General features: G+C 40.2%; 21 protein-coding genes. 12 read left to right on the forward strand and 9 right to left on the reverse strand.

Translation table 11 applies throughout. The features are described 5' to 3' along the window. Nucleotides 1-68: 68 nt before the first annotated feature. Complete coding sequence (locus ABWV72_RS04330) at nt 69-422, reverse strand: hypothetical protein (protein WP_353368951.1); 354 nt, start codon at nt 420-422, stop codon at nt 69-71. Between the two features lie 439 nt (nt 423-861). Here ABWV72_RS04330 and ABWV72_RS04335 point away from each other — a divergent pair, with 439 nt between their 5' ends. After that, nucleotides 862-1242 (forward strand): hypothetical protein, encoded by a 381-nt coding sequence (locus tag ABWV72_RS04335; RefSeq protein ID WP_216047437.1) that lies wholly within the window; start codon nt 862-864, stop codon nt 1240-1242. A gap of 270 nt (nt 1243-1512) precedes the next feature. Next, nucleotides 1513-1911 carry a hypothetical protein gene (locus tag ABWV72_RS04340; RefSeq protein ID WP_216047438.1) on the forward strand — a complete coding sequence of 133 codons (399 nt, stop codon included), beginning with the start codon at nt 1513-1515 and terminating at the stop codon, nt 1909-1911. Nucleotides 1912-1928: 17 nt separating this feature from the next. Here ABWV72_RS04340 and ABWV72_RS04345 read toward each other — a convergent pair whose 3' ends face one another. The 4 genes from ABWV72_RS04345 to dapA form a co-directional block, all read right to left on the reverse strand. Further along, a complete protein-coding gene (locus ABWV72_RS04345; RefSeq protein WP_216047439.1) occupies nt 1929-2543 on the reverse strand; it encodes a flavin reductase family protein in 615 nt (204 codons plus the stop codon). Nucleotides 2544-2634: 91 nt separating this feature from the next. Beyond that, nucleotides 2635-3738: a phosphoribosylaminoimidazolesuccinocarboxamide synthase gene (locus ABWV72_RS04350; RefSeq protein ID WP_303500933.1), complete on the reverse strand. Its 1104-nt coding sequence runs from the start codon at nt 3736-3738 to the stop codon at nt 2635-2637. A 36-nt stretch (nt 3739-3774) separates the two neighbouring features. After that, nucleotides 3775-4881, reverse strand: a complete 1107-nt coding sequence (gene bamC / locus ABWV72_RS04355; RefSeq protein WP_303500934.1) for an NlpB/DapX family lipoprotein — start codon at nt 4879-4881, stop codon at nt 3775-3777. A gap of 22 nt (nt 4882-4903) precedes the next feature. Beyond that, nucleotides 4904-5791 carry a 4-hydroxy-tetrahydrodipicolinate synthase gene (dapA, locus tag ABWV72_RS04360; protein ID WP_353368955.1) on the reverse strand — a complete coding sequence of 296 codons (888 nt, stop codon included), beginning with the start codon at nt 5789-5791 and terminating at the stop codon, nt 4904-4906. A 230-nt stretch (nt 5792-6021) separates the two neighbouring features. On the opposite strand from dapA, the gene ABWV72_RS04365 reads away from it, so the two are divergent. Both ABWV72_RS04365 and bcp read left to right on the forward strand, forming a co-directional pair. Continuing rightward, nucleotides 6022-6549, forward strand: coding sequence for a glycine cleavage system transcriptional repressor (locus ABWV72_RS04365; protein WP_216047443.1), 528 nt, complete (start codon nt 6022-6024; stop codon nt 6547-6549). A 71-nt stretch (nt 6550-6620) separates the two neighbouring features. Further along, complete coding sequence (bcp, locus tag ABWV72_RS04370; protein ID WP_216047444.1) at nt 6621-7088, forward strand: thioredoxin-dependent thiol peroxidase; 468 nt, start codon at nt 6621-6623, stop codon at nt 7086-7088. A 66-nt stretch (nt 7089-7154) separates the two neighbouring features. Here the strand turns inward: bcp and ABWV72_RS04375 are convergent, their stop codons facing one another. Then, a complete protein-coding gene (locus ABWV72_RS04375; RefSeq protein ID WP_216047445.1) occupies nt 7155-8228 on the reverse strand; it encodes an AI-2E family transporter in 1074 nt (357 codons plus the stop codon). A 319-nt stretch (nt 8229-8547) separates the two neighbouring features. On the opposite strand from ABWV72_RS04375, the gene bepA reads away from it, so the two are divergent. Continuing rightward, nucleotides 8548-10008 (forward strand): beta-barrel assembly-enhancing protease, encoded by a 1461-nt coding sequence (gene bepA, locus ABWV72_RS04380; protein WP_216047527.1) that lies wholly within the window; start codon nt 8548-8550, stop codon nt 10006-10008. On the opposite strand, the gene ABWV72_RS04385 is transcribed toward bepA, so the two are convergent. Further along, nucleotides 10005-10499 carry a TlpA family protein disulfide reductase gene (locus tag ABWV72_RS04385; RefSeq protein ID WP_216047446.1) on the reverse strand — a complete coding sequence of 165 codons (495 nt, stop codon included), beginning with the start codon at nt 10497-10499 and terminating at the stop codon, nt 10005-10007. The two genes, bepA and ABWV72_RS04385, sit on opposite strands and share 4 nt — an antisense overlap. Before the next feature lie 135 nt (nt 10500-10634). Here ABWV72_RS04385 and arsC point away from each other — a divergent pair, with 135 nt between their 5' ends. The 3 genes from arsC to ABWV72_RS04400 are packed head-to-tail and all read left to right on the forward strand — an operon-like array spanning nt 10635 to nt 11997. After that, on the forward strand, nt 10635-10988 hold the full coding sequence (gene arsC / locus ABWV72_RS04390; protein WP_353368958.1) for an arsenate reductase (glutaredoxin): 354 nt from the start codon (nt 10635-10637) through the stop codon (nt 10986-10988). Beyond that, nucleotides 10988-11578 carry an NAD(P)H:quinone oxidoreductase gene (gene wrbA / locus ABWV72_RS04395; protein WP_216047448.1) on the forward strand — a complete coding sequence of 197 codons (591 nt, stop codon included), beginning with the start codon at nt 10988-10990 and terminating at the stop codon, nt 11576-11578. Before arsC ends, wrbA begins: the two co-directional genes overlap by 1 nt. Continuing rightward, entirely contained in the window at nt 11575-11997 is a 423-nt protein-coding gene (locus ABWV72_RS04400) for a DUF2069 domain-containing protein (protein ID WP_216047449.1), read from the forward strand. Before wrbA ends, ABWV72_RS04400 begins: the two co-directional genes overlap by 4 nt. A gap of 92 nt (nt 11998-12089) precedes the next feature. On the opposite strand, the gene hda is transcribed toward ABWV72_RS04400, so the two are convergent. Both hda and ABWV72_RS04410 read right to left on the reverse strand, forming a co-directional pair. Continuing rightward, on the reverse strand, nt 12090-12812 hold the full coding sequence (hda, locus tag ABWV72_RS04405; RefSeq protein ID WP_216047450.1) for a DnaA regulatory inactivator Hda: 723 nt from the start codon (nt 12810-12812) through the stop codon (nt 12090-12092). A gap of 1 nt (nt 12813) precedes the next feature. Further along, nucleotides 12814-13923 (reverse strand): DUF2066 domain-containing protein, encoded by a 1110-nt coding sequence (locus ABWV72_RS04410; RefSeq protein WP_342804467.1) that lies wholly within the window; start codon nt 13921-13923, stop codon nt 12814-12816. Between the two features lie 245 nt (nt 13924-14168). Between ABWV72_RS04410 and purM the strand changes: the two genes are divergently transcribed. The 4 genes from purM to fadE all read left to right on the forward strand — a co-directional run bounded on the left by purM (nt 14169) and on the right by fadE (nt 19242). After that, nucleotides 14169-15209 (forward strand): phosphoribosylformylglycinamidine cyclo-ligase, encoded by a 1041-nt coding sequence (gene purM, locus ABWV72_RS04415; RefSeq protein ID WP_342804468.1) that lies wholly within the window; start codon nt 14169-14171, stop codon nt 15207-15209. Continuing rightward, nucleotides 15210-15860, forward strand: coding sequence for a phosphoribosylglycinamide formyltransferase (purN, locus tag ABWV72_RS04420; protein WP_342804469.1), 651 nt, complete (start codon nt 15210-15212; stop codon nt 15858-15860). After that, nucleotides 15820-16560 (forward strand): DUF3108 domain-containing protein, encoded by a 741-nt coding sequence (locus ABWV72_RS04425; protein WP_353368962.1) that lies wholly within the window; start codon nt 15820-15822, stop codon nt 16558-16560. Before purN ends, ABWV72_RS04425 begins: the two co-directional genes overlap by 41 nt. 219 nt (nt 16561-16779) lie before the next feature. Continuing rightward, complete coding sequence (fadE, locus tag ABWV72_RS04430) at nt 16780-19242, forward strand: acyl-CoA dehydrogenase FadE (protein ID WP_353368964.1); 2463 nt, start codon at nt 16780-16782, stop codon at nt 19240-19242. Nucleotides 19243-19336 lie beyond the last annotated feature (94 nt).

Here is a 19336-nt window from a genome sequence, read left to right on the forward strand (position 1 = left end):
GGCAAATGCGAGTGCTTTGGCCGCAGGCCAGCGAGTATTTGTCCCAGTGAGTTTACGAACGACATTATTCACTTGTTAGGTAACCTTGCATAACCAGCCGCTGTCTGTTCGTTTATATAAGCGTCAACTGCTTCCTTCATTGTGTTTTGAGGTTTATGAAAACAATAAGATGAAATAGATAGGATAAAATTGGTCGCCTCTTCACCAACTAACTCAGGAGACTTGCCATCAGCAAACTCAATATCTAACCCAGTCAAATACCCAGCCCACCAATTTTTATAGGCAAATTGAAACTCAGGGTTGTTTTTGTTTTCTTCATACATCTTACAACTTGAGTGTCCCAGCCCAGCCGACTCGATTGGCCTAAAATCTACAGCCCATGAAGATGCACTTAACACTAATGTAAAACACAAAAATCTCATTGGTTACCTAACAATATTCTTAGTTAGAAAAATTCCTTGAAATAACACCGAAATTTTCCTTAATTATTTATTGTTACTTTTTTAGCATAGTAGGTAACTCCCTGTACAGTATAAAAATATAGGCAAACTAAATAATGATATTTGATTGGAATCTGGAAATTTTCTTGAAATCCGCTGTTATCTGGAAAAAGCACTATTTTGTAATTAATCCATTATTGAGATGGATTGTTTTCCAGTTGAGGATGATTTTTAACGTTGTTTTCACTTAATAAGTAAAATTGATGCTTCGGCAAAGCAATACAATGATTTTTCTTCGCAGTGAAAAATAATTCCCTTTATACTTTCTCAAATTAAACGCTTATGTCATATTTAGATCAGGTGATAGTGAGTCCCCTCTAAAAACGAGTCATATTAATTAATTGGGTGGTGAACGGCTTCAATGAAAACGCCTCTTGGATCTTATCAATTTCGTGTTGAAGGCAACGTTGTTTATCAAACGTTTACCGGTATGTTTAGTGGCAGTACAGCTCAGGCATATTTGAGTGAAACGAGAAAAATGATTAGCCAATTTGATGGTAAACCCTTTTGTAATCTTATCGATATTCGCGCTATGGAGGGCCTTACTCCTGAGGGATATGAAATGATCGATAAATTTAATCAATGGGTGAATACCCAAAATTTGGCAGCCAAAGCGATCGTAGTTTCAAACGACGTTGTGGGAAAAATAGTGTCTGAAAGAGTACCTGAATTAAAAAAACAGAACTTAAGATATTTCCATGATTTTAACGAAGCTGTGAAGTGGATTAAACAGATAAAATAGACATTCCAAATTAGATAATTGCAAACCTAAGCAACCTCTCTCTATCAAAAAACACGCTTATAAACACTAAACCGATTTACTTCAGATTCAGCTTACTTTCAAGCGCACCAAACCAGCAAAAACAGCATTTTATGCGCCTTATACTTTAGGCTAAATTGGCATTATTTATGTTTATTTTATCGTCAACTTGACTATTATTCACCTATTCAAGGAATAATTTAACCCGTTTGCAACCTGGGCTATGCAAACTTAATCAAGAGGAAAATGATTATGAAAACGCCTTATGGTTCTTACAACCTGTATATCGACGGCAACATTGCATTTATGCGTTTCGTGGGAATGTTTAATGCTGCAACTACAACCCATCTTGCACAGGAGGCGCGAGAGTTGCTTGAACAGTTTGGCAATAAAGATTTTCTAATCTTTGCAGATATGCTGCAGTTAGAAGGTGCAACTCCTGAGGCTTACACTATTATTGATGAGTTTAATCAGTGGTTAAATACCCGTAATATGATAGGCAAAGCCTTACTCATAGAAAACAAGATTATCGCACAAATCGCTAGGCACAGAGTCAAATCTTTCAAACATCAAAATATTCAATATTTCAGCAATAAAGATGAAGCGTTAATGTGGTTTGAGGAAATCCAAAAACAACAAATAGCGAGTTAGCATTTTATTCGAATGAGTTATTTAGGTCTTAACATTTCAAATTTTTGTGCTTCATCTACTGAAAAATAGTCTCCTACCCCACCGCCGCGCATAATGGGTTGATTAAAGGCGGTTTGGTAAACACCATCGACAATTGCCGACTTTTCAATATGCACCGCAACGACTTCCCCTAAAACTAAAAAGGTCTCACAGAGGCTGTTATCTGCGGTTTTTAATTGAATAACCTGTGTCGTTTTACATTCCATAACCACTGGTGATTTGGCTACGTGTGGGGGGCTGATAATAGTTGATTTTCGCTTTTGTAAACCTGCCAATTCAAACTCATCGCCATCAACCATAGCACTCGTTTGGTTCATTTCTTCGGCTAACGTAGCGCTAACCAAATTCCAACAAAATTCACCGCTGCGTTGCGCATTTCTTGCACTGTCTTTATAACCGATGCTAGAAAAACCGATAATCGGTGGTGTGTAATTAAATGCGTTAAAAAAGCTATATGGCGCTAGGTTAGCAGAACCATCTTGATTGACTGTAGATATCCAACCAATTGGTCTTGGAGCGATAATGGCATTGAATGGATCATGTTTTAACGGATGACCATCTTTGGGCTGATAAAAATGATAGTTATTCGACATATTCCCCCCTGCAAAAGCCTAAACTTGACTCACGTTAATGCTTGTTTTGCGCTACTAACTTTTTTTGAGTTGAGCTATCGGACTGGTTAAATTAATCAACCAACCCGTAGTTGTCTTTGAGCACGTCAATAATTTCTTGTTTAGGATTATCGCTAAGGTGTAATTGCTTACCGGTAATTTTTTCAGCTATATTCACGTAGGTTTGAGATAAATCCATAAGCGCTTGTTGCGGAAGTAGATTATTTTGCGCTAACGCGAACCGCTCGGTCATTCTGTCTTTGTTAAGCAAAATGTCAGGCTCAGGAAAATACTGCAATAGCATTTGTCTAAAGCCCTCTTTAGAATTCTCAATTACCTGTGAATTGCGATATGCAGGACCATCCCAAATACGTGACGAATCGGGAGTCCCCACTTCATCCATGTATATTAGCTTGTCGTTACCTTGTCTGTCTTTGACATAACCAAACTCGAATTTTGTATCAACAAATATTTGATCAATTTCAGCCAACGCCGAAGAGATAACATCAAAACCTTGCTTTAACAGCTTTTCGTACAAATCCACATCGCTTAATTGTTTAAAATTAAAACGTGTAAAATGCTCAACAATAGACTGCCTTGTTATGTTGGCATCATCTGCTTCTTGTACACCTGGTATCCCTTTGAGAACACCTTTCGTTGACGGCGTGATAAGCAATTCAGGTAATTTACTATCTTTTTCAAGACCTTCAGGTAATTTGATACCACAAAAGTCACGGTCACCTTTACTATATGCTCGCCACATAGAGCCGGTGATGTACTGTCGTCCAATTGCTTCAATTAGAACTGGTTTGGCTTTCTGTACTATCCAAACCAGTGGATGAGGAACATCAAGAATGTGGCTGTCTGCTAGACCCTGTTGTTTAAATAAATCAAACCAATGATTAGATATCGCATTTAACGCTGCACCTTTGCCAGGTACCCCGTCTAAACCACCTTCAGCGCGCCAGACACAATCAAACGCAGAAATACGGTCACTGATAACCATCACTGCTAAAGGCGTGTCTTCTGCCACATCATAATTGTGTTGCTGAATCAGCCGACGACTGTCTTGTTCAGTTAACCAATATACCGAGCGAACCTTTCCGCTATGAACGGGAGCATGGGTTCGAATCGGTAAGTCATCATTTACCGCTAAAACCGTGTTGGCTAAACTCATTTGTTGCAAATTCCAATTAAATGCTAGTTGTTTCGATTAAATATCTAAGTTCTCTGTGCCCATCGCTTCTTTAAACGCAGGGAACAAATCAGTCACTTTTTTGACTTCAAAGGGTTCGCTTTCTTCACTCAATAAGGTAAATGACGTTTTCGGACCTTGTTTCTTAACTTGGATACGGTAGTCGGTTTTTTCTAAATCAAGCTGACCATCACTCTTAGAGAATAAGTTATCCCACCAAGAACTCTCAGCTCCACCGTAATTTACAAACAGCAACCCAGTCGATTTATCTAAATCTTTCACGTTAAAGCCCAGTTTACGGAGCACTAACAATAGACGGGGCCAAACCAAATCATATTGACCATCAACTACATAAGCAGGATTGCCATCTGGGTTGAATCCCATTTCCAGACCAAACCCACTACGAATTTGACGAATTCTCTTTACATCTTCCAAGCGCACTTGCTTTTCGTAATGACTAATAACTTGGTTTAATATTTCTACTTCGTTACGGCGAGATTGTTCGAAATTGATATCGGCAATAACATCATCACCAATGGTTTCTAGGTAATCACGTAATTGTACTTTCAGTTTTGCCGTTCGACCATGAGGTTTAATATCAAGGTTGAATTCAAAGCGTCGACCAATACTCCGCTCTGTCGTCGTCCAATTAAACCAGCCATTATCTTTATCAGGCTCAATAATCATCCAATCGGTTACTAATATTTGTGCTTCTTTGTCAAAATTCACGACACCGATATCCCGATCATCTAAAAAGCTGATAACCGAATTCCAAATCGTAGTATCTAAGGCTTCTGAATCATCAATTTGATCAAACCAAACCGTCGCTTCTTTTAAACCTTCTTCTACATGTGAGCCAGACACTAGAGGCAAAACCAAAGAAGGTGATGTCACCGTAACTTTATCTCCAACCAACTCTTTAGGGGCATTTTCTCCTATTGGAGGTATGTCATAATCACTCTTTAAATAGGGCGTATCTACGTCACTGGGTACTTTATACGGTACTTTTTCTTCAGCTTCTACGTAGTCATAATTACCATTGGCACGTTGCCTTTCCTCAAGGCTAGTGCAACCGCTTAACGCGCCTACACCTAGACATACTGCTAACATTGTCAATCGAGCCATGCTTTTTTCCTTAGTGTATTTTCTAACCATTAATGTGAATGCCTGTTGCACGCATGACTTCTTCGATATCTTTTTTGGATTGGAGTTCCGGAAGAATTAATGGTAATCGTAAAAAAGCACTGTCTATCAAGCCCATTTTGTATAAAGCCCACTTAGGCAACACTGGGTTGGGCTCTATGAATAACGCCTCGTGTAAGGCTGCAACCGATTGATTAATTCTTTTTGCTTGTTCAAAATCTTGAGCTGCCGCAGATTCACACATTTTAGCCATTTCCGCCGGCACTATATTGGCCGTTACTGAAATCACACCGTGACCACCGTTGCATAAAAATTCACAACTACTTAAGTCGTCACCGCTAAGTAACAAAAAGTCTTCAGGTACTACAGCTTGGGTTTCTTTTAAACGTTGCATATCGCCAGTCGCATCTTTTAAACCTACGATATTTTTGTGTTTTGCTAATATCGCAACCGTTTCAGGAAGCATATCCGCGACCGTCCTGCCCGGCACATTATATAGCAGAACCGGTAAATCGGTGGCATCCGCTATAGCTTCGAAATGCGCAACCATGCCTTTTTGTTGTGGTTTATTGTAATAAGGCACCACACTCAAAAAACCGGCGATACCGGTATTGGCCAACTGTTTACTTAAGAAAATAGCCTCAGAGGTAGAATTCGCACCACTGCCCGCAATTACTGGGATAGCATTATTTGCATATTCAACCGTCTTTTTCACCACTTCGATGTGTTCTTCAAAGGGTAAAGTTGCTGATTCGCCAGTTGTGCCTACAGACACTAAACCATGAGTACCATTTTCAATATGAAACTCAACTAGCTTTTTAAGGCCAACATAATCTACGTCCCCGTTTTGGTCCATCGGGGTCACAAGCGCTACAAAACTACCTTTAAACATGTTTTCTCCACAAAAATGAGCGCCTAATGGTAATGATCAAGCCCGCTAAAAACAAGCACATAATCAATAAAATAGTAATGCCCTATTTTGTTTACCGACAAGATTCGCAGGGTTGGATTTTCTGCTGCTAAATTAGTTCCTTATCAATAAACTTAAATAGTTGTTTTTTAATAGCTTAAAAATTCCTTTATAATGCGCCCATCGTTTTTACTTTGAATTAATTTTAATTAATGAAACAACAACTCATCGTTACCATTATGGGCGGCAATAATGTGGGAATTTTAAGTGAAATTTCCAATACCGTTAGCGCCACAGGTTGCAATATATTGGATAGTCGGCAAGCTATTTATGGCGAAGACTTTTCCTTAACTATGATTCTGGAAGGTTCGCAATTAGAAATCACCAAGGCTGAGCTGAAAATACCACAAACCTGCCAGAGCCATGATCTCCTGTCTATGATGAAACGTACAAAGCGCCACAGTAAGCAAAACTTGGAGCATCTCATCGACGTGCAAATCAGCGGCGACGATATACCTGGCGTGATTCATAAGGTTTCAACCCTGTTAACCAGTTTCGATGCTGCTATTAGTGCATTGCGTCAACACACTTTTACCGACCAAGATAGCCAAAAAGAAAAGATGAAAGTTAAATTTGTAGCTAGTATGCCTCTTGAAGGTGATATGGTCGGGCTCACTAAACAATTCAATGAGCTACTGGATAGCTTAAATTTGCAAGGCAAAATCAGCGAAAACCATTAATTTGGACAAATTGATAAATTCGTAGATGCCAATAGATTGTTAAACATAACTCAACTGATTAGGATTTTTCCATGAATCGACTTAAAGCTGGCGACAAAGCCCCGCTATTTACCTTACAAGACCAAAATGATAACCCCGTCTCATTAGCCGATTTTAAAGGTAAAAATGTTTTAGTGTATTTTTACCCGAAAGCAATGACCCCAGGCTGCACTGTGCAAGCACAAGGTTTACGAGATTCAAAAGCACAATTAGACAAACTTAATGTGGTTACCTTAGGCATTAGCCCAGATGCACAAAAACGTTTGCCTAAATTTGCCGACAAAGAACAACTAAACTTCACATTATTGTCAGACGAAGATCATGCTGTGGCAGATCAGTTTGGCGTGTGGGGACCAAAAAAGTTTATGGGTAAAGAATACGACGGTATCCACCGCATCTCGTTTTTGATCGACCCCCAAGGTGTTGTCTCCCATGTATTTGATAAATTCAAAACCAAAGACCACCACCAAGTCGTTTTAGACTATTTAAGCAACAACTAATACGCACAAACACTAAACACGAAAAAGGGAGCATATTAGCTCCCTTTTGTGTGTTTAAAGCCTACCTTAAGTTCCGCTTTCAGGGGTATAGGTTACACTGGGTGACCACGCATTTATCACCGCTTTAACCAGTGTTGCCAAGGGAATCGCAAAAAACACGCCCCAAAAGCCCCACAGACCACCGAAAAACAGTACGGCAACGATAATATATATAGGATGTAAACTGACCGCTTCTGAAAATAAGATCGGCACTAACACATTGCCATCTAACGCTTGAATGATGCCATAGGCAATCATTAGATACCAAAAGTCGGGAGTAATACCCCATTGAAATAACGCCACTATGGCGATGGGCAAAGTAACCACTGCCGCACCTATGTATGGGATTAACACAGAAAATCCAACTAACACCCCTAACAGCACAGCATAGCGTAAATCCATAAACGCAAATGTCACCGATGAAACCGCACCAACAATGATAATTTCAATTACTTTTCCACGAATATAATTGGCAATTTGCAAGTTCATTTCTGAGCTCACTTGTTTGATCAAACGTCGCTCGTTTGGCAATATCCGCAGCAGATTCGCAATCAATACGTCCTTATCTTTGAGCATAAAGAACAACATCAACGGCACCAAAATCAAATAGATTAAAATTGCGCCTAAATCTGCCAACGAGCTAAATGAAGCTGAAATAAGTGTTTCACCAACTTGTACAATCTTTTGATTGATCTCCTGCAACACATTTTGAATATGATAAATTTGGATGAAATTGGGGTACAGATCCGGCAAAGTTAACAGCCACTCTTGACCTTTATTCCAGATTTGCGGGGTTTCCTTAATCAAATTCACACTTTGTTGAGTAATAACGGGCACTAAACCAATAAAGGTTAAAATACAAACCGCAATAAACACCAACACAATAATCACGGTGGCATAGACCCGGCTTAATCCCAACTTCATTAACTGCATCAAAGGCCAATCAAGTAAATATGCAATAACAGCTGCAACAATGACTGGCATCAAAATATCGCCCCAAATTGCGAACAATACCGATACAAAGATCAATAGCATTAACAGCATAAGAGAATCCGGATCCGAAAACTTACGCTTATACCAGCGATCTAACATCTCAAACATGTGATTTCCTGCCTATTTTTACTTCTGTGGGGTTGTTTCCTGAACACTACAATGACTGTAATGCAACTTGCTGTGAGGTTCGTTTTATAACTGCATAATAATTTACACTATATTTGCACGATTAATAATTAAATTTAAGTGAAATTAGAATTTAAGATATCTGCTCCTATATACATAGTGTAATGATATATTACCGATAGATTTACACAATATTGACGTAAAAAACTGAACTTATTTGCCTATAGCTGTTTCAAACAGACGCATTAACCCATACATTTAGAGTGGATAGAAAAATTTGAGAGAAGTTAGTTTGAAAAATATGACCAAGAGTCTTTTTATAGCAGTAGCTTCTGCAGTCTTCGCTTTTTCATCAACTTCAGCGATAGCGCAGGTAAGCGACCAACACCAACGTAACGCTTTACCTGAAATAGGTGTGGTGGCGTCGGATGCCATCAGCATTGACAAAGAAATCCAAATTGGTGACATATTAATGCGCCAACTTCGAGGTCAAGCTCCGCTGTTGAGCGATCCCTTATTAGACGAATACCTGCAAGATTTGGGAAACCGTTTGGTTGTGCAAGCTGATAACGTAAAATTTCCGTTCAAATTTTTTCTAATTAATAGTGCCGATATCAATGCATTTGCATTTTTTGGTGGTCACATAGGTGTACACACTGGGTTAATTTTCAATTCAGACAACGAAAGTGAATTGGCATCAGTACTAGCCCACGAAATTGCCCACGTTACCCAACGTCATATTGCTCGTAAGATGCAGTCTCAACAAAAATCCTCTCCCCTTCAGTTAGCCTCAATATTTGGTAGTGTATTGTTGGCCTTAGCAAACCCTGAAGCGGGCATGGCAGCATTAAGTGCAACCAACGCCGCTGCCCAACAAGCGTCGATTAACTATACACGTTCTAACGAGCGCGAAGCTGACCGAATTGGCATTCAAGTGCTCGCACAAAGTGGTTACGATCCCAATGCGGCAGCCACATTTTTTGGAAAGTTAGCGGAAAAGTATCGCCTTCAATCCACTCCATTCGCTTATTTGATGACTCACCCATTGCCTCAATCTCGTATTGCAGATGCCCGCAGTAGAGCCAGTTCATATAACGTTAGACAGGTTCCCGAAAGACTCAGTTTTCATTTAGCCAAAGCCAGAATCGTGGCTCGCTATTATGGAAATCCGAAAGACAATATTACTGGTTTCAAAGACATCATTGATAAGCAAAAGTATGTGTTCAAACAATCCGCCTTGTATGGATTAGCATTGTCGTATTTTGAAAATGAACAATATGCCGAAGCGCAGAATATCGTGCAGCAACTGATTCAGAGCGATCCAGATAATCTTTTCTACTTGGATATTGCCGCCGACTTATCTATCGCGCAAAAGGATTATGAACCTGCTATTGCGATGCTATCAGAACAGGCAAAACACACCCCTCATAACAGTGTGATTGCATTGAATTTAGCCAATATACTGGTTAAAAAAGGTGATATCAAACGAGCTACTAGCTTATTAAAAGACTTCTTATTGGTTAATCCGAATAATCTGTTGGCCCTGCAGTTACTCACAGATGCTTACCTTGAAAATCGTCAGATGCTAGAGATGCATCAAAGTAAAGCGGAAGTATTTGCATTAGTTGGAGCTTATCCTAGAGCCATAGATGAGCTGCACAGTGCATATAATTTTGCCGGTGACCGACAATTAGAGAAACAACGAATTAGAGCCAGAATCGATCAAATTAGAGAGCAAATAGACAAGATTAAAGCCCTTTAACTTGACGCTAAGCTGTGTCGCTGACGCAGTTGAGTGATAATATTCTGTAAACTAGCATTATTTTGTTCACCTTGTAGCTGCTTAATTAGTGCACCGTCAGGGCCAATAATAAAGGTAGTAGGTAGGGAATTCGGCTTATGAAAAACGGCATTTTCTGGCAATCCGGATATAACCCTAAAATCAATTTGATACTTCTGTTTTAACTCTTGTAACTCAGGATCACCTAAATTATCAAAGTTAACCGCCAGCAACGACACATCGGGTTGCTCCTTCGCAAAAGATTCAAACTGATTTAATTCAGGGAGCTCTTTCAGGCAAGGGGCGCACCATTCTGCAAAATAATTCACGACTAAATACTGTCCTTTAAAATCTTGCCATTGGTAACTTTGCCCTTCCACAGTAGTAAAATCAGATTTGAGGCTCAACGACAAGTAAAAACCAGCTATAGCCGCAGCTAAACCGCAACTCACGAAGATTAACTTTTTAAACATAAACTTTGCGCTACCCTATACTTCTAATTCGTCTCAACATGAAATTATTCGAACAAATCCAAATAACATTTGTTGCCGTTGTGCATTAACCTTTAGAATACTGCAATTTAATTGGCAATGAAAAGTAATCATATTATGCAAAACTTACGAATTTATCATAATCCTCGCTGTAGCAAGAGTCGTCAAACATTAGAGTTGTTAACCGAAAAAGGTTTTCAGCCGGAAATAATTGAATATTTAAAGACGCCATTAACGGTTTCGCAAATCGAACAACTCATGGAGCAATTGAATATCGATGATCCACGAAAAATGATGCGCGTGAAAGAAAAAGACTACACGGATAATAATCTCGGTGAAGACAGTGTTACCAAAGCCCAGTTAATCGCGGCAATGGCCACCTACCCTAAGCTTATTGAGCGTCCTATTGTAGTGAATAACACACAAGCTAAAATCGGACGCCCACCAGAAGCTGTGCTGGAAATTCTCTAGTGGGTCCCATTTTAGTTTTGTATTATAGCCTGCATGGCGCTACCCGAAATTTAGCCAATAAAATAGCCTTAGGTGCTCAGATGCAAGGCGCTGATGTGATAGTGCGCACTGTGCCTAAGGTAGCCACAGGCATAGATTTTAGCCAGCAGGCCGTCCCTGAATCAGGTGATCCTTATGTGAGCTTGGACGAACTTGCGAACTGCAGTGGTTTAGCTCTCGGCAGCCCGACTCGTTTTGGCAATATGAGTAGTGCGATGAAACACTTTTGGGACTCAACCTCTTCATTGTGGTTGTCAGCCAATCTAAATGGTAAGCCAGGATGTGTGTTCACCTCCTCTAGCAGTATGCACGGTGGGCAAGAGTCTACATTATTAACCATGATGATCCCGTTATTGCATCACGGCATGCTAATAAGTGGTCTGCCCTATTCTGAACCCGAGTTACATTCCACCGTAACCGGCGGAACCCCCTATGGCGTGACCCACGTTAGTTTGCAAAACAAATCGATATTAAGTCAAGACGAACAATCACTGTGCATTGCACAGGGAAAACGACTTGCCATGTTAGCGCAAAAACTAGGACAAAAATGAAAATTCCAACCAGTATTTATCGAAAATTAGCCTTAGTAAGTTACCTATTGTTGTTAATATGGGTTCCAATCTGGCACCTCCTGTTGGCGAACCCCACAGGCAGAAGTGAACAATTTGAAATTTTTCTAACCTTTGTTTGGACCATCCCATTGTTGTTACCAATGTCGGGGATTTTAAGGGGCAAACCTTATACCCATGCGTGGGCCAATTTTATTGTCATGTTTTATATCATGCATGGCCTCACCAGCTTTTACGCAGTAGAAAATGAACGTTATTATGCGTTAATCGAGATTGTTTTAAGTGTTGGAATGTTTATTGGTTGCAGCTTTTATGCACGTCTTAGAGGTAAAGAATTAGGATTAAGCATTCCAAAATTGAAAGATGAAATGGCTAAAGAAAAAGCCACATTCGGAAAATAAACCGCTTAGCATTTGATGTTTACAGAGAAGTGGTTAGTGGTTTAAAAGTGATTAATGATTTAGTTGCTAATTGGCCAAGATAAACTGAACAATTAAAGTTCAAGCACTTGTTTAATGAAGGGAATACTAATTTTACGTTTTTCTTGAATGCCTTGAAACTGCAATTCATCTAGGGCAGCGACAAGGCTATGCATATCTCGTTTAGCATGACTGATCAGAAATTGCAGTGATTCACGGGAGATACTGATCCCGCGCTGCTTGGCCTTAATATTTAAGGCTTCGCACGCATCTTGGTCGTCTAGTGGCGCTAAACTAAAGCTAATTCCCCAAGCCAAACGTGAGACCAAATCAGCTAACTCAAATTGCAGTTGTTTAGGTCCACGATCACAGCTCACCACAAGTTTACAGTGTTGGGTTTCACGAATACGATTAATTAAATCGAACAACGCTCTTTGCCAATCTTCACTGTGCTGAATATGTTGAATGTTATCTATGCACAACAACTGAATGTTTTCCATTCCATCTAAAATAGTATGGGGATAGCGAAGAGAGGCATCTAATGCCAAATAAAAGTGGGATTTTTGTTGTTGTGCTGCATTGTGTGACATCGCCACTAACAAATGACTTTTCCCCGTACCCGCAGCCCCTGAAATATAGGTCAGAAAAGGCAATTCAGTGGAGTCGTTTTGTTCAACAAGCAAACCGCAATGTTGATAAATTAACGAATTACTGCCAACGACCAAAGAGTCGAATGTCTGTTCGTCAGGCAAATCAACATCTAAAGAAATTTGTTTTGGTAACTGATCGCCAACCAAATTAAGGTCTCCAAAAATAGGGTTTATTGACTACAGGTTGGCTAAAATCATCCATTGGACTTTGCATTCTGTTGTCTAACCTAAACGCTTCGTCAAGATTTTCTTTGGCACCAAATAACTCTAACTCAAAAGTAGAGAAACTACCTTGCTGTTCAATCAATCTAACGTCGATAACCACTGATAAGTTGTTTAAAAAGTTGAGAACTTCCATATAAGTAGTTAGAGATGAAATATTGCCGATTACAATTTCCGTTTTGTTTTCAACCGAGTTCCCAGCCACAGCTTCAATAGCATATTTAGCAGCTAGCTCATCGGCCACCATATCAATCGCTTTTTGCATTGCAAGTTCAGGGGAACTAGCTTCCACTTCACCAGAATCAAATGCTCCCCGCCGAGTTATTATCCATTCGAGAACCCAAACGTCGAGTTTTTTAGGTTCTGGTTGTATTTCAGGATCACCTTCAAACTGATTAACAACGGGCTGCTCATCGCGATAGAATAAACGCCCTGACATCACATATTCGGTGTCATAACGCTCACTGGCTTGGACTAAATTTTGGGTATAGCTCGACCAAACATCGTAAACACTTACCTGTTGGATATCCGTTAAATCCATCACCGGAAAAGCAACTTCTATTCCCCGACGTTGAGCTGTTTCTTTTGCCATCTCTATCAAGTTTTGATGAATGCTGTCTGTCAATAATTTACGGGAATTCGTGCCTTTTTCTTCAATCGCTATCCATGCAAGTGTTTGCGGTCGATGCTTACCCCAAATGGAAAATCCTGTTGAACGTAGAACACTTTCCACTTTATTGACATCAAATTCAGCTTTATAAAGTAAACCTTCAGGTGTTGATTCATAAGCGTACGACAACAAAATATTTTGTGCATTGTTTAAATACGATTTAATTTCTTGATCATTTAATAACGCGCGATTGCCGCTAACTTTAACCAATACTTCTGCTAGGGCCTGCTTAACCGCCTTTTTCTGCGCATTCGTAGATTGGTCTGAAACCACAACAGACGCATTGTACAAACCCTCGACAACAGCGGCGTTTACCCAATTAAGTTGGGCGACCATTAACAATGTTAAAAACAGCAGACAACGCATTAGTATTAAACACTCTTGAAAATTCAAAGCGGTATTGTCATAGATCTAAATTAAAATTTCACCATTTGTTTAAAGCTTGTTTGCCTTTACCGTACGTTTTTCAAGCGATTTGGCAATATTTATCAGATAAAAATAACCTCTTGATTGACGATGTTTACTGTCTAGATAGAAAATACCTCGATTTACAGTACCTTTTCTTTTGTCATACTGATAAAATCCGCAAAAATTTTTTACTGAGGAATATTGTGAGCGATTCTAACCCATCTCTGAGCTATAAAGACGCAGGCGTCGATATTGATGCAGGAAATCAACTGGTAGAACGAATCAAGTCCGTGACCAAAAAAACTCACCGCCCAGAAGTGAAAGGCGGCTTGGGAGGTTTCGGTGCATTGTGCTCAATTCCTCAAAAGTATCGTTCTCCTTTACTCGTATCAGGCACCGATGGTGTAGGTACCAAATTAAGACTAGCGATGGATCTTAAACGTCATTTTGGTATCGGCATCGATTTGGTTGCTATGTGCGTTAACGATTTGATTGTTCAAGGTGCAGAGCCATTATTCTTTTTAGACTATTACGCAACCGGTAAGCTTGATGTAGATACGGCTACCGAAGTGGTCAGCGGCATAGGTGCAGGTTGCGAATTATCTGGCTGTGCACTGATTGGTGGCGAAACCGCTGAAATGCCTGGCATGTACCACGGTAACGATTACGATGTGGCTGGCTTTTGTGTAGGTGTTGTTGAAGCCGATGAAGTAATCGACGGTAGTAAAGTTGCTCCTGGCGATGCAATCATTGCCCTTGCCTCTTCAGGTCCTCATTCAAATGGCTATTCTTTAGTCAGAAAAGTACTGGAAGTCAGTGGTACAGATCCAGAAACCCCCTTTGCAGACAGTACTATTGCTGATCACTTGCTCGAACCCACACGGATTTACGTTAAATCTGTCTTAGCTTTGTTAGAAAAGCACAGTGTTCATGCTATTTCTCATATCACCGGTGGTGGTTTCTGGGAAAACATTCCTCGGGTATTACCCGACAATGCAAAAGCAGTAGTTCAGCGCAACAGTTGGACAAGACCTGCCATTTTTGATTGGCTTCAAGAAAATGGAAATATCACCGACCACGAAATGTTCCGAACTTTTAACTGTGGTGTTGGTCTGATGATTGTATTACCACAAGCAGAAGCGCAAGCAGCGGTAAATTACCTAAATGAACTGGGCGAAAATGCTTGGGTACTAGGTGAAATCGCTGAATGCGGTGAGCAACAAGAACAAGTTGAGATTGTTTAATTGAGTCGTTCAGCAAAATCAATCGTTGTATTAGTCTCCGGTAATGGTTCTAATTTACAGGCCATTATCGACTATTTCAGTGACAAAACTGATTTAGCAAAAGTCACAGCGGTTATTTCCAATGAACCCTCTGCGTTTGGCTTACAACGAGCAGAAAATGCCGGAATCGATGCACTTTGTGTTAATCACCGAGAGTTTGACAGCCGTGTTGAATATGACCAAGCTTTAAAAGCAGCAATAGATAAATACTCACCTGACTTAGTGGTACTCGCTGGCTTTATGCGTATTTTAACCGAACAATTTGTAACTAGCTTCAGTGGCAGGATGATCAATATCCACCCTTCTTTGTTACCTAAATACAAAGGTTTAAATACCCATCAAAAAGCCATTGATGCAAAAGACTTGGAACATGGTGCATCCGTGCACTTCGTGACACCAGAACTTGATGGTGGTCCTGTGATTATTCAATCCAAAGTACCAGTTTTTGAGCATGATACAGCTGCTGAATTAGCCGAAAGGGTCCAGCAACAAGAGCGAAATATATATCCACTTGTTGTAGACTGGTTTTGTAAGCAGCGATTACTGATGATCAACAATAAGGCAGTATTAGATGGACAGGAACTTCCACAAAACGGATATGCGACTGATTAAATGCTTGTTATGGGGAATAGTATTATTCTGCCTCAACTTGGGTGCTAGCGTACACGCTGCCGAATTAACCGAATTTGATGCCCATTACAAAGCATTTCGTTTTGGTAAAGAACTAGGTACCGCAAACTTAAAACTTGAGTCTCTTGGTCGTCAACGTTTTCGTTTATCTTATCAGTCTAAGGTTTCAATGTTCTTTTTATCCGATAAACGCACAGAAGTGAGTTTATTTAGCTTTAATGACGATAACATTATTCCCTTCAAATACAGTTACGAACGCACCGGTTTCGGTTCTGACAAAAGTTTAGTCGCTCAATTTGATCGGCAAAAAAACTCCATCAAAATCAATAATGAATCCAGCGTACAGTGGCATGATGAATTCGATAACCAACTTTACCGGTTAGACATACAACTGCAGCTTGCTGCCGGTAAAAAAGAATTACAGTACAATCTGCTGAACTATCGCGGCGAATTAAAACAATACAATTTAGTTGTGATGTCAACTGAGCAGCTTTCTCTTCCTTATGGTTTACTAGAAGGTGTTAAAGTTAAAATAGTCCGTCCTAATTCCACTCGCGAAACCTACGCATGGTTTGCGCCATCACTCGGCTATCAATTAGTGAGATTGAAGCAATTTAAGGATGGCGAAGAACAAGGCGACATCCAGCTTTCTGCTTTTATAACAGCTGCGGCAAGTAACTAACATCCATTTCCTTAGCAATAACGTACAAGAAACGTGATAAATAGCATTCAATTACTTTTGAATGCTTATTTTTCACTCAAGGAAACCCTCTAAATAGCAAATTAGCCTTGAAAACATCAGTAATATAGCCATGCTTATAATTAGCTATAAGATGAATGCATTTGATCTCCATCAAAAACAGGCATATTTTTACTTCTTGGTCAGAAAAAGGTCTTTAGAATGAATATTATATTGTGGTTAGTCACCGTTATCGGTGCTGTAGGCGTAGTCAGTTTTCTCCGATTGAGGTTACTTAACGCCTGTGTAATTGTTGGCTTAGTGTTGCTACTTGCAACTACCTTTGGATATGTTGGCTTTTTCACTTGGTTAGTGTTTTTAGGCATTGCGATTCCGTTGAATATGGAATCTGTTAGAAAGCAATACATGACACAGCCAATGCTCGATATGTATCGTAAAATCATGCCGGAAATGTCCACTACTGAAAAAGAAGCAATTGATGCCGGTACTGTTTGGTGGGACGGTGAAATCTTCAGTGGTAATCCTGATTGGAGAAAATTGCATGCCATTCCAAAAGCAGTTTTAAGTGCGGAAGAGCAAGCATTTTTAGATGGGCCTGTTGAAGAAGCCTGTCGTATGGTTGATGACTGGGAAGTGCACCATACTCGGGCCGATTTATCGCCTGAAACTTGGCAGTTTCTTAAAGACAACAAATTCTTCGCCATGATCATCAAAAAGAAATACGGTGGTTTGGAATTTTCCGCCTATGCGCAATCCAGAGTATTACAAAAGTTATCAGGTTGTAATGCGGTTTTGGCTACTACCGTTGGTGTACCCAACTCTTTAGGTCCTGGCGAACTGTTACAACACTATGGTACCACTGAACAACAAGATCACTACTTACCGCGTCTCGCTACTGGGGAAGAAATACCTTGTTTTGCGTTAACCGGTAGAGAAGCAGGCTCAGATGCAGGCGCTATTCCAGATACTGGTGTAGTGTGCAAAGGCACTTGGCAAGGCGAAGAAATCATTGGTATGAAGCTTACCTTTGATAAACGCTATATTACCTTAGCTCCCGTCGCCACCGTAATTGGCTTAGCTTTCAAGATGACAGATCCAGAAGGTCTGTTGGGTGGTGAGTCAGATTTAGGAATTACCTGTGCCTTAATCCCGCGCGATACAAAGGGGTTAGAAATTGGTAATCGACACTTTCCTTTAAATATCCCATTCCAAAATGGGCCTTTGAAAGGCACCGACATCTTCGTTCCACTAGACTATATAATTGGTGGTGCAGAAATGGCTGGCCAAGGCTGGCGTATGTTGGTTGAGTGTTTATCGGTGGGACGTTGTATCACCCTGCCCTCAACAGCTGCCGGTGCTACAAAATCAATTGCCCTAGCAACGGGCGCTTACGCGCGAATTCGTCGCCAATTCAAAATTCCTGTGGGTAAAATGGAGGGCATCGAAGAAATGCTTGGTCGTATCGGCTCAAACGCATATATGATGGATGCTGTAACAACTCTATCCACAAAAGGTGTCGATTTAGGCGAAAAACCCTCTGTCATTTCAGCGATTTGTAAGTATCACTTAACCGAAAATATCCGTTCAGTAGTAAACGATTCCATGGATGTTCACGGCGGCAAAGGCATAATGCTTGGTCCAAATAATTATTTGGGTAGAGCTTATCAAGGAACACCTATTTCAATTACCGTTGAAGGTGCAAACATTTTGACCCGTAACATGATGATTTATGGGCAAGGCGCAATACGCTGTCATCCATTTGTGTTAAAAGAAATGTATGCCGCAGGTAAAGAAGATGAAAGTGAAGCCTTAGCAGAATTTGATCATGCAGTGTTTGGTCATATTGGTTTTGCAATGAGTAACTTCTTCAGAAGTTGGTGGTATTCGTTAACAGGAGCAATCACAGCCGATGCGCCTTTTGATGATGAAACCAGTAAATACTACAAAGCAATGAAGCGCTACAGTGCCAATATGGCATTATTATCAGATGTTGCAATGGCTGTTCTTGGCGGTGAGTTAAAACGCAAAGAAAGGCTTTCAGCGCGCTTAGGGGATATTCTAAGCTATCTTTACTTAGCATCAGCTACCCTTAAAAAGTTTGATGACCAAGGTCGTCAAAAAGAAGACTTAGTGCTGTTACACCGCGCAATGCAAGACAGCCTTTATTCATTGGAAACGGCTATTGATGAGTTATTGCATAATTTCCCCAATAAAGTTTTAGGTTATTTCTTGCGGGCGATTATTATGCCGTTTGGTAAGAGTTTCACCAAACCTGGTGATGAATTGGATCATAAAATTGCCACCCTTTTACAAACCCCAGGTGAGGCCCGTAATCGTCTAGCTGAAGGCCAATACCTCGGTCGTGACGAAGGCAATCCTATGGGTAAATTGGAGCAAATTTTAGATGACATTTTAGCCGCTGAACCACTGTATGACAAAGTGTGTAAAGCTGCAGATGAGCGCTATCCATTTACGCAGCTAAATGAAGTAGGCAAAAAAGGATTGGAATTGGGCGTGCTAACCGAAGAAGAGTCTGAATTAATGGCACGGGCTGAACAAGGCAGATTAGATACTATCAACGTTGACGATTTTGCACCTGAAGAGCTAATGGCTGATAAAACCCTACTCAAACCTAAAAGAAAGCCCCGCAGCAAGGCAAGCTAAAGCACTTTTTAGCAACTAGAAAAACTGTCTAGAACTGAAAAGGAATAGACTGTCTAGAACTGAATAGGGATAGACCGTCTAGAACTAGAAAATA

The sequence above is a fragment of the Aliiglaciecola sp. NS0011-25 genome, from assembly GCF_040370605.1.
GTDB lineage: Bacteria > Pseudomonadota > Gammaproteobacteria > Enterobacterales > Alteromonadaceae > Aliiglaciecola > Aliiglaciecola lipolytica_A.

Bases quoted from the DNA above. Each gene is read 5' to 3' on its own strand.
- ABWV72_RS04330 (WP_353368951.1), bottom strand. From the start codon at position 422: ATGAGATTTTTGTGTTTTACATTAGTGTTAAGTGCATCTTCATGGGCT.
- ABWV72_RS04335 (WP_216047437.1), top strand. From the start codon at position 862: ATGAAAACGCCTCTTGGATCTTATCAATTTCGTGTTGAAGGCAACGTT.
- ABWV72_RS04340 (WP_216047438.1), top strand. From the start codon at position 1,513: ATGAAAACGCCTTATGGTTCTTACAACCTGTATATCGACGGCAACATT.
- ABWV72_RS04345 (WP_216047439.1), bottom strand. From the start codon at position 2,543: ATGTCGAATAACTATCATTTTTATCAGCCCAAAGATGGTCATCCGTTA.
- ABWV72_RS04350 (WP_303500933.1), bottom strand. From the start codon at position 3,738: ATGAGTTTAGCCAACACGGTTTTAGCGGTAAATGATGACTTACCGATT.
- bamC (WP_303500934.1), bottom strand. From the start codon at position 4,881: ATGGCTCGATTGACAATGTTAGCAGTATGTCTAGGTGTAGGCGCGTTA.
- dapA (WP_353368955.1), bottom strand. From the start codon at position 5,791: ATGTTTAAAGGTAGTTTTGTAGCGCTTGTGACCCCGATGGACCAAAAC.
- ABWV72_RS04365 (WP_216047443.1), top strand. From the start codon at position 6,022: ATGAAACAACAACTCATCGTTACCATTATGGGCGGCAATAATGTGGGA.
- bcp (WP_216047444.1), top strand. From the start codon at position 6,621: ATGAATCGACTTAAAGCTGGCGACAAAGCCCCGCTATTTACCTTACAA.
- ABWV72_RS04375 (WP_216047445.1), bottom strand. From the start codon at position 8,228: ATGTTTGAGATGTTAGATCGCTGGTATAAGCGTAAGTTTTCGGATCCG.
- bepA (WP_216047527.1), top strand. From the start codon at position 8,548: ATGACCAAGAGTCTTTTTATAGCAGTAGCTTCTGCAGTCTTCGCTTTT.
- ABWV72_RS04385 (WP_216047446.1), bottom strand. From the start codon at position 10,499: ATGTTTAAAAAGTTAATCTTCGTGAGTTGCGGTTTAGCTGCGGCTATA.
- arsC (WP_353368958.1), top strand. From the start codon at position 10,635: ATGCAAAACTTACGAATTTATCATAATCCTCGCTGTAGCAAGAGTCGT.
- ABWV72_RS04400 (WP_216047449.1), top strand. From the start codon at position 11,575: ATGAAAATTCCAACCAGTATTTATCGAAAATTAGCCTTAGTAAGTTAC.
- ABWV72_RS04410 (WP_342804467.1), bottom strand. From the start codon at position 13,923: ATGCGTTGTCTGCTGTTTTTAACATTGTTAATGGTCGCCCAACTTAAT.
- ABWV72_RS04425 (WP_353368962.1), top strand. From the start codon at position 15,820: ATGGACAGGAACTTCCACAAAACGGATATGCGACTGATTAAATGCTTG.
- fadE (WP_353368964.1), top strand. From the start codon at position 16,780: ATGAATATTATATTGTGGTTAGTCACCGTTATCGGTGCTGTAGGCGTA.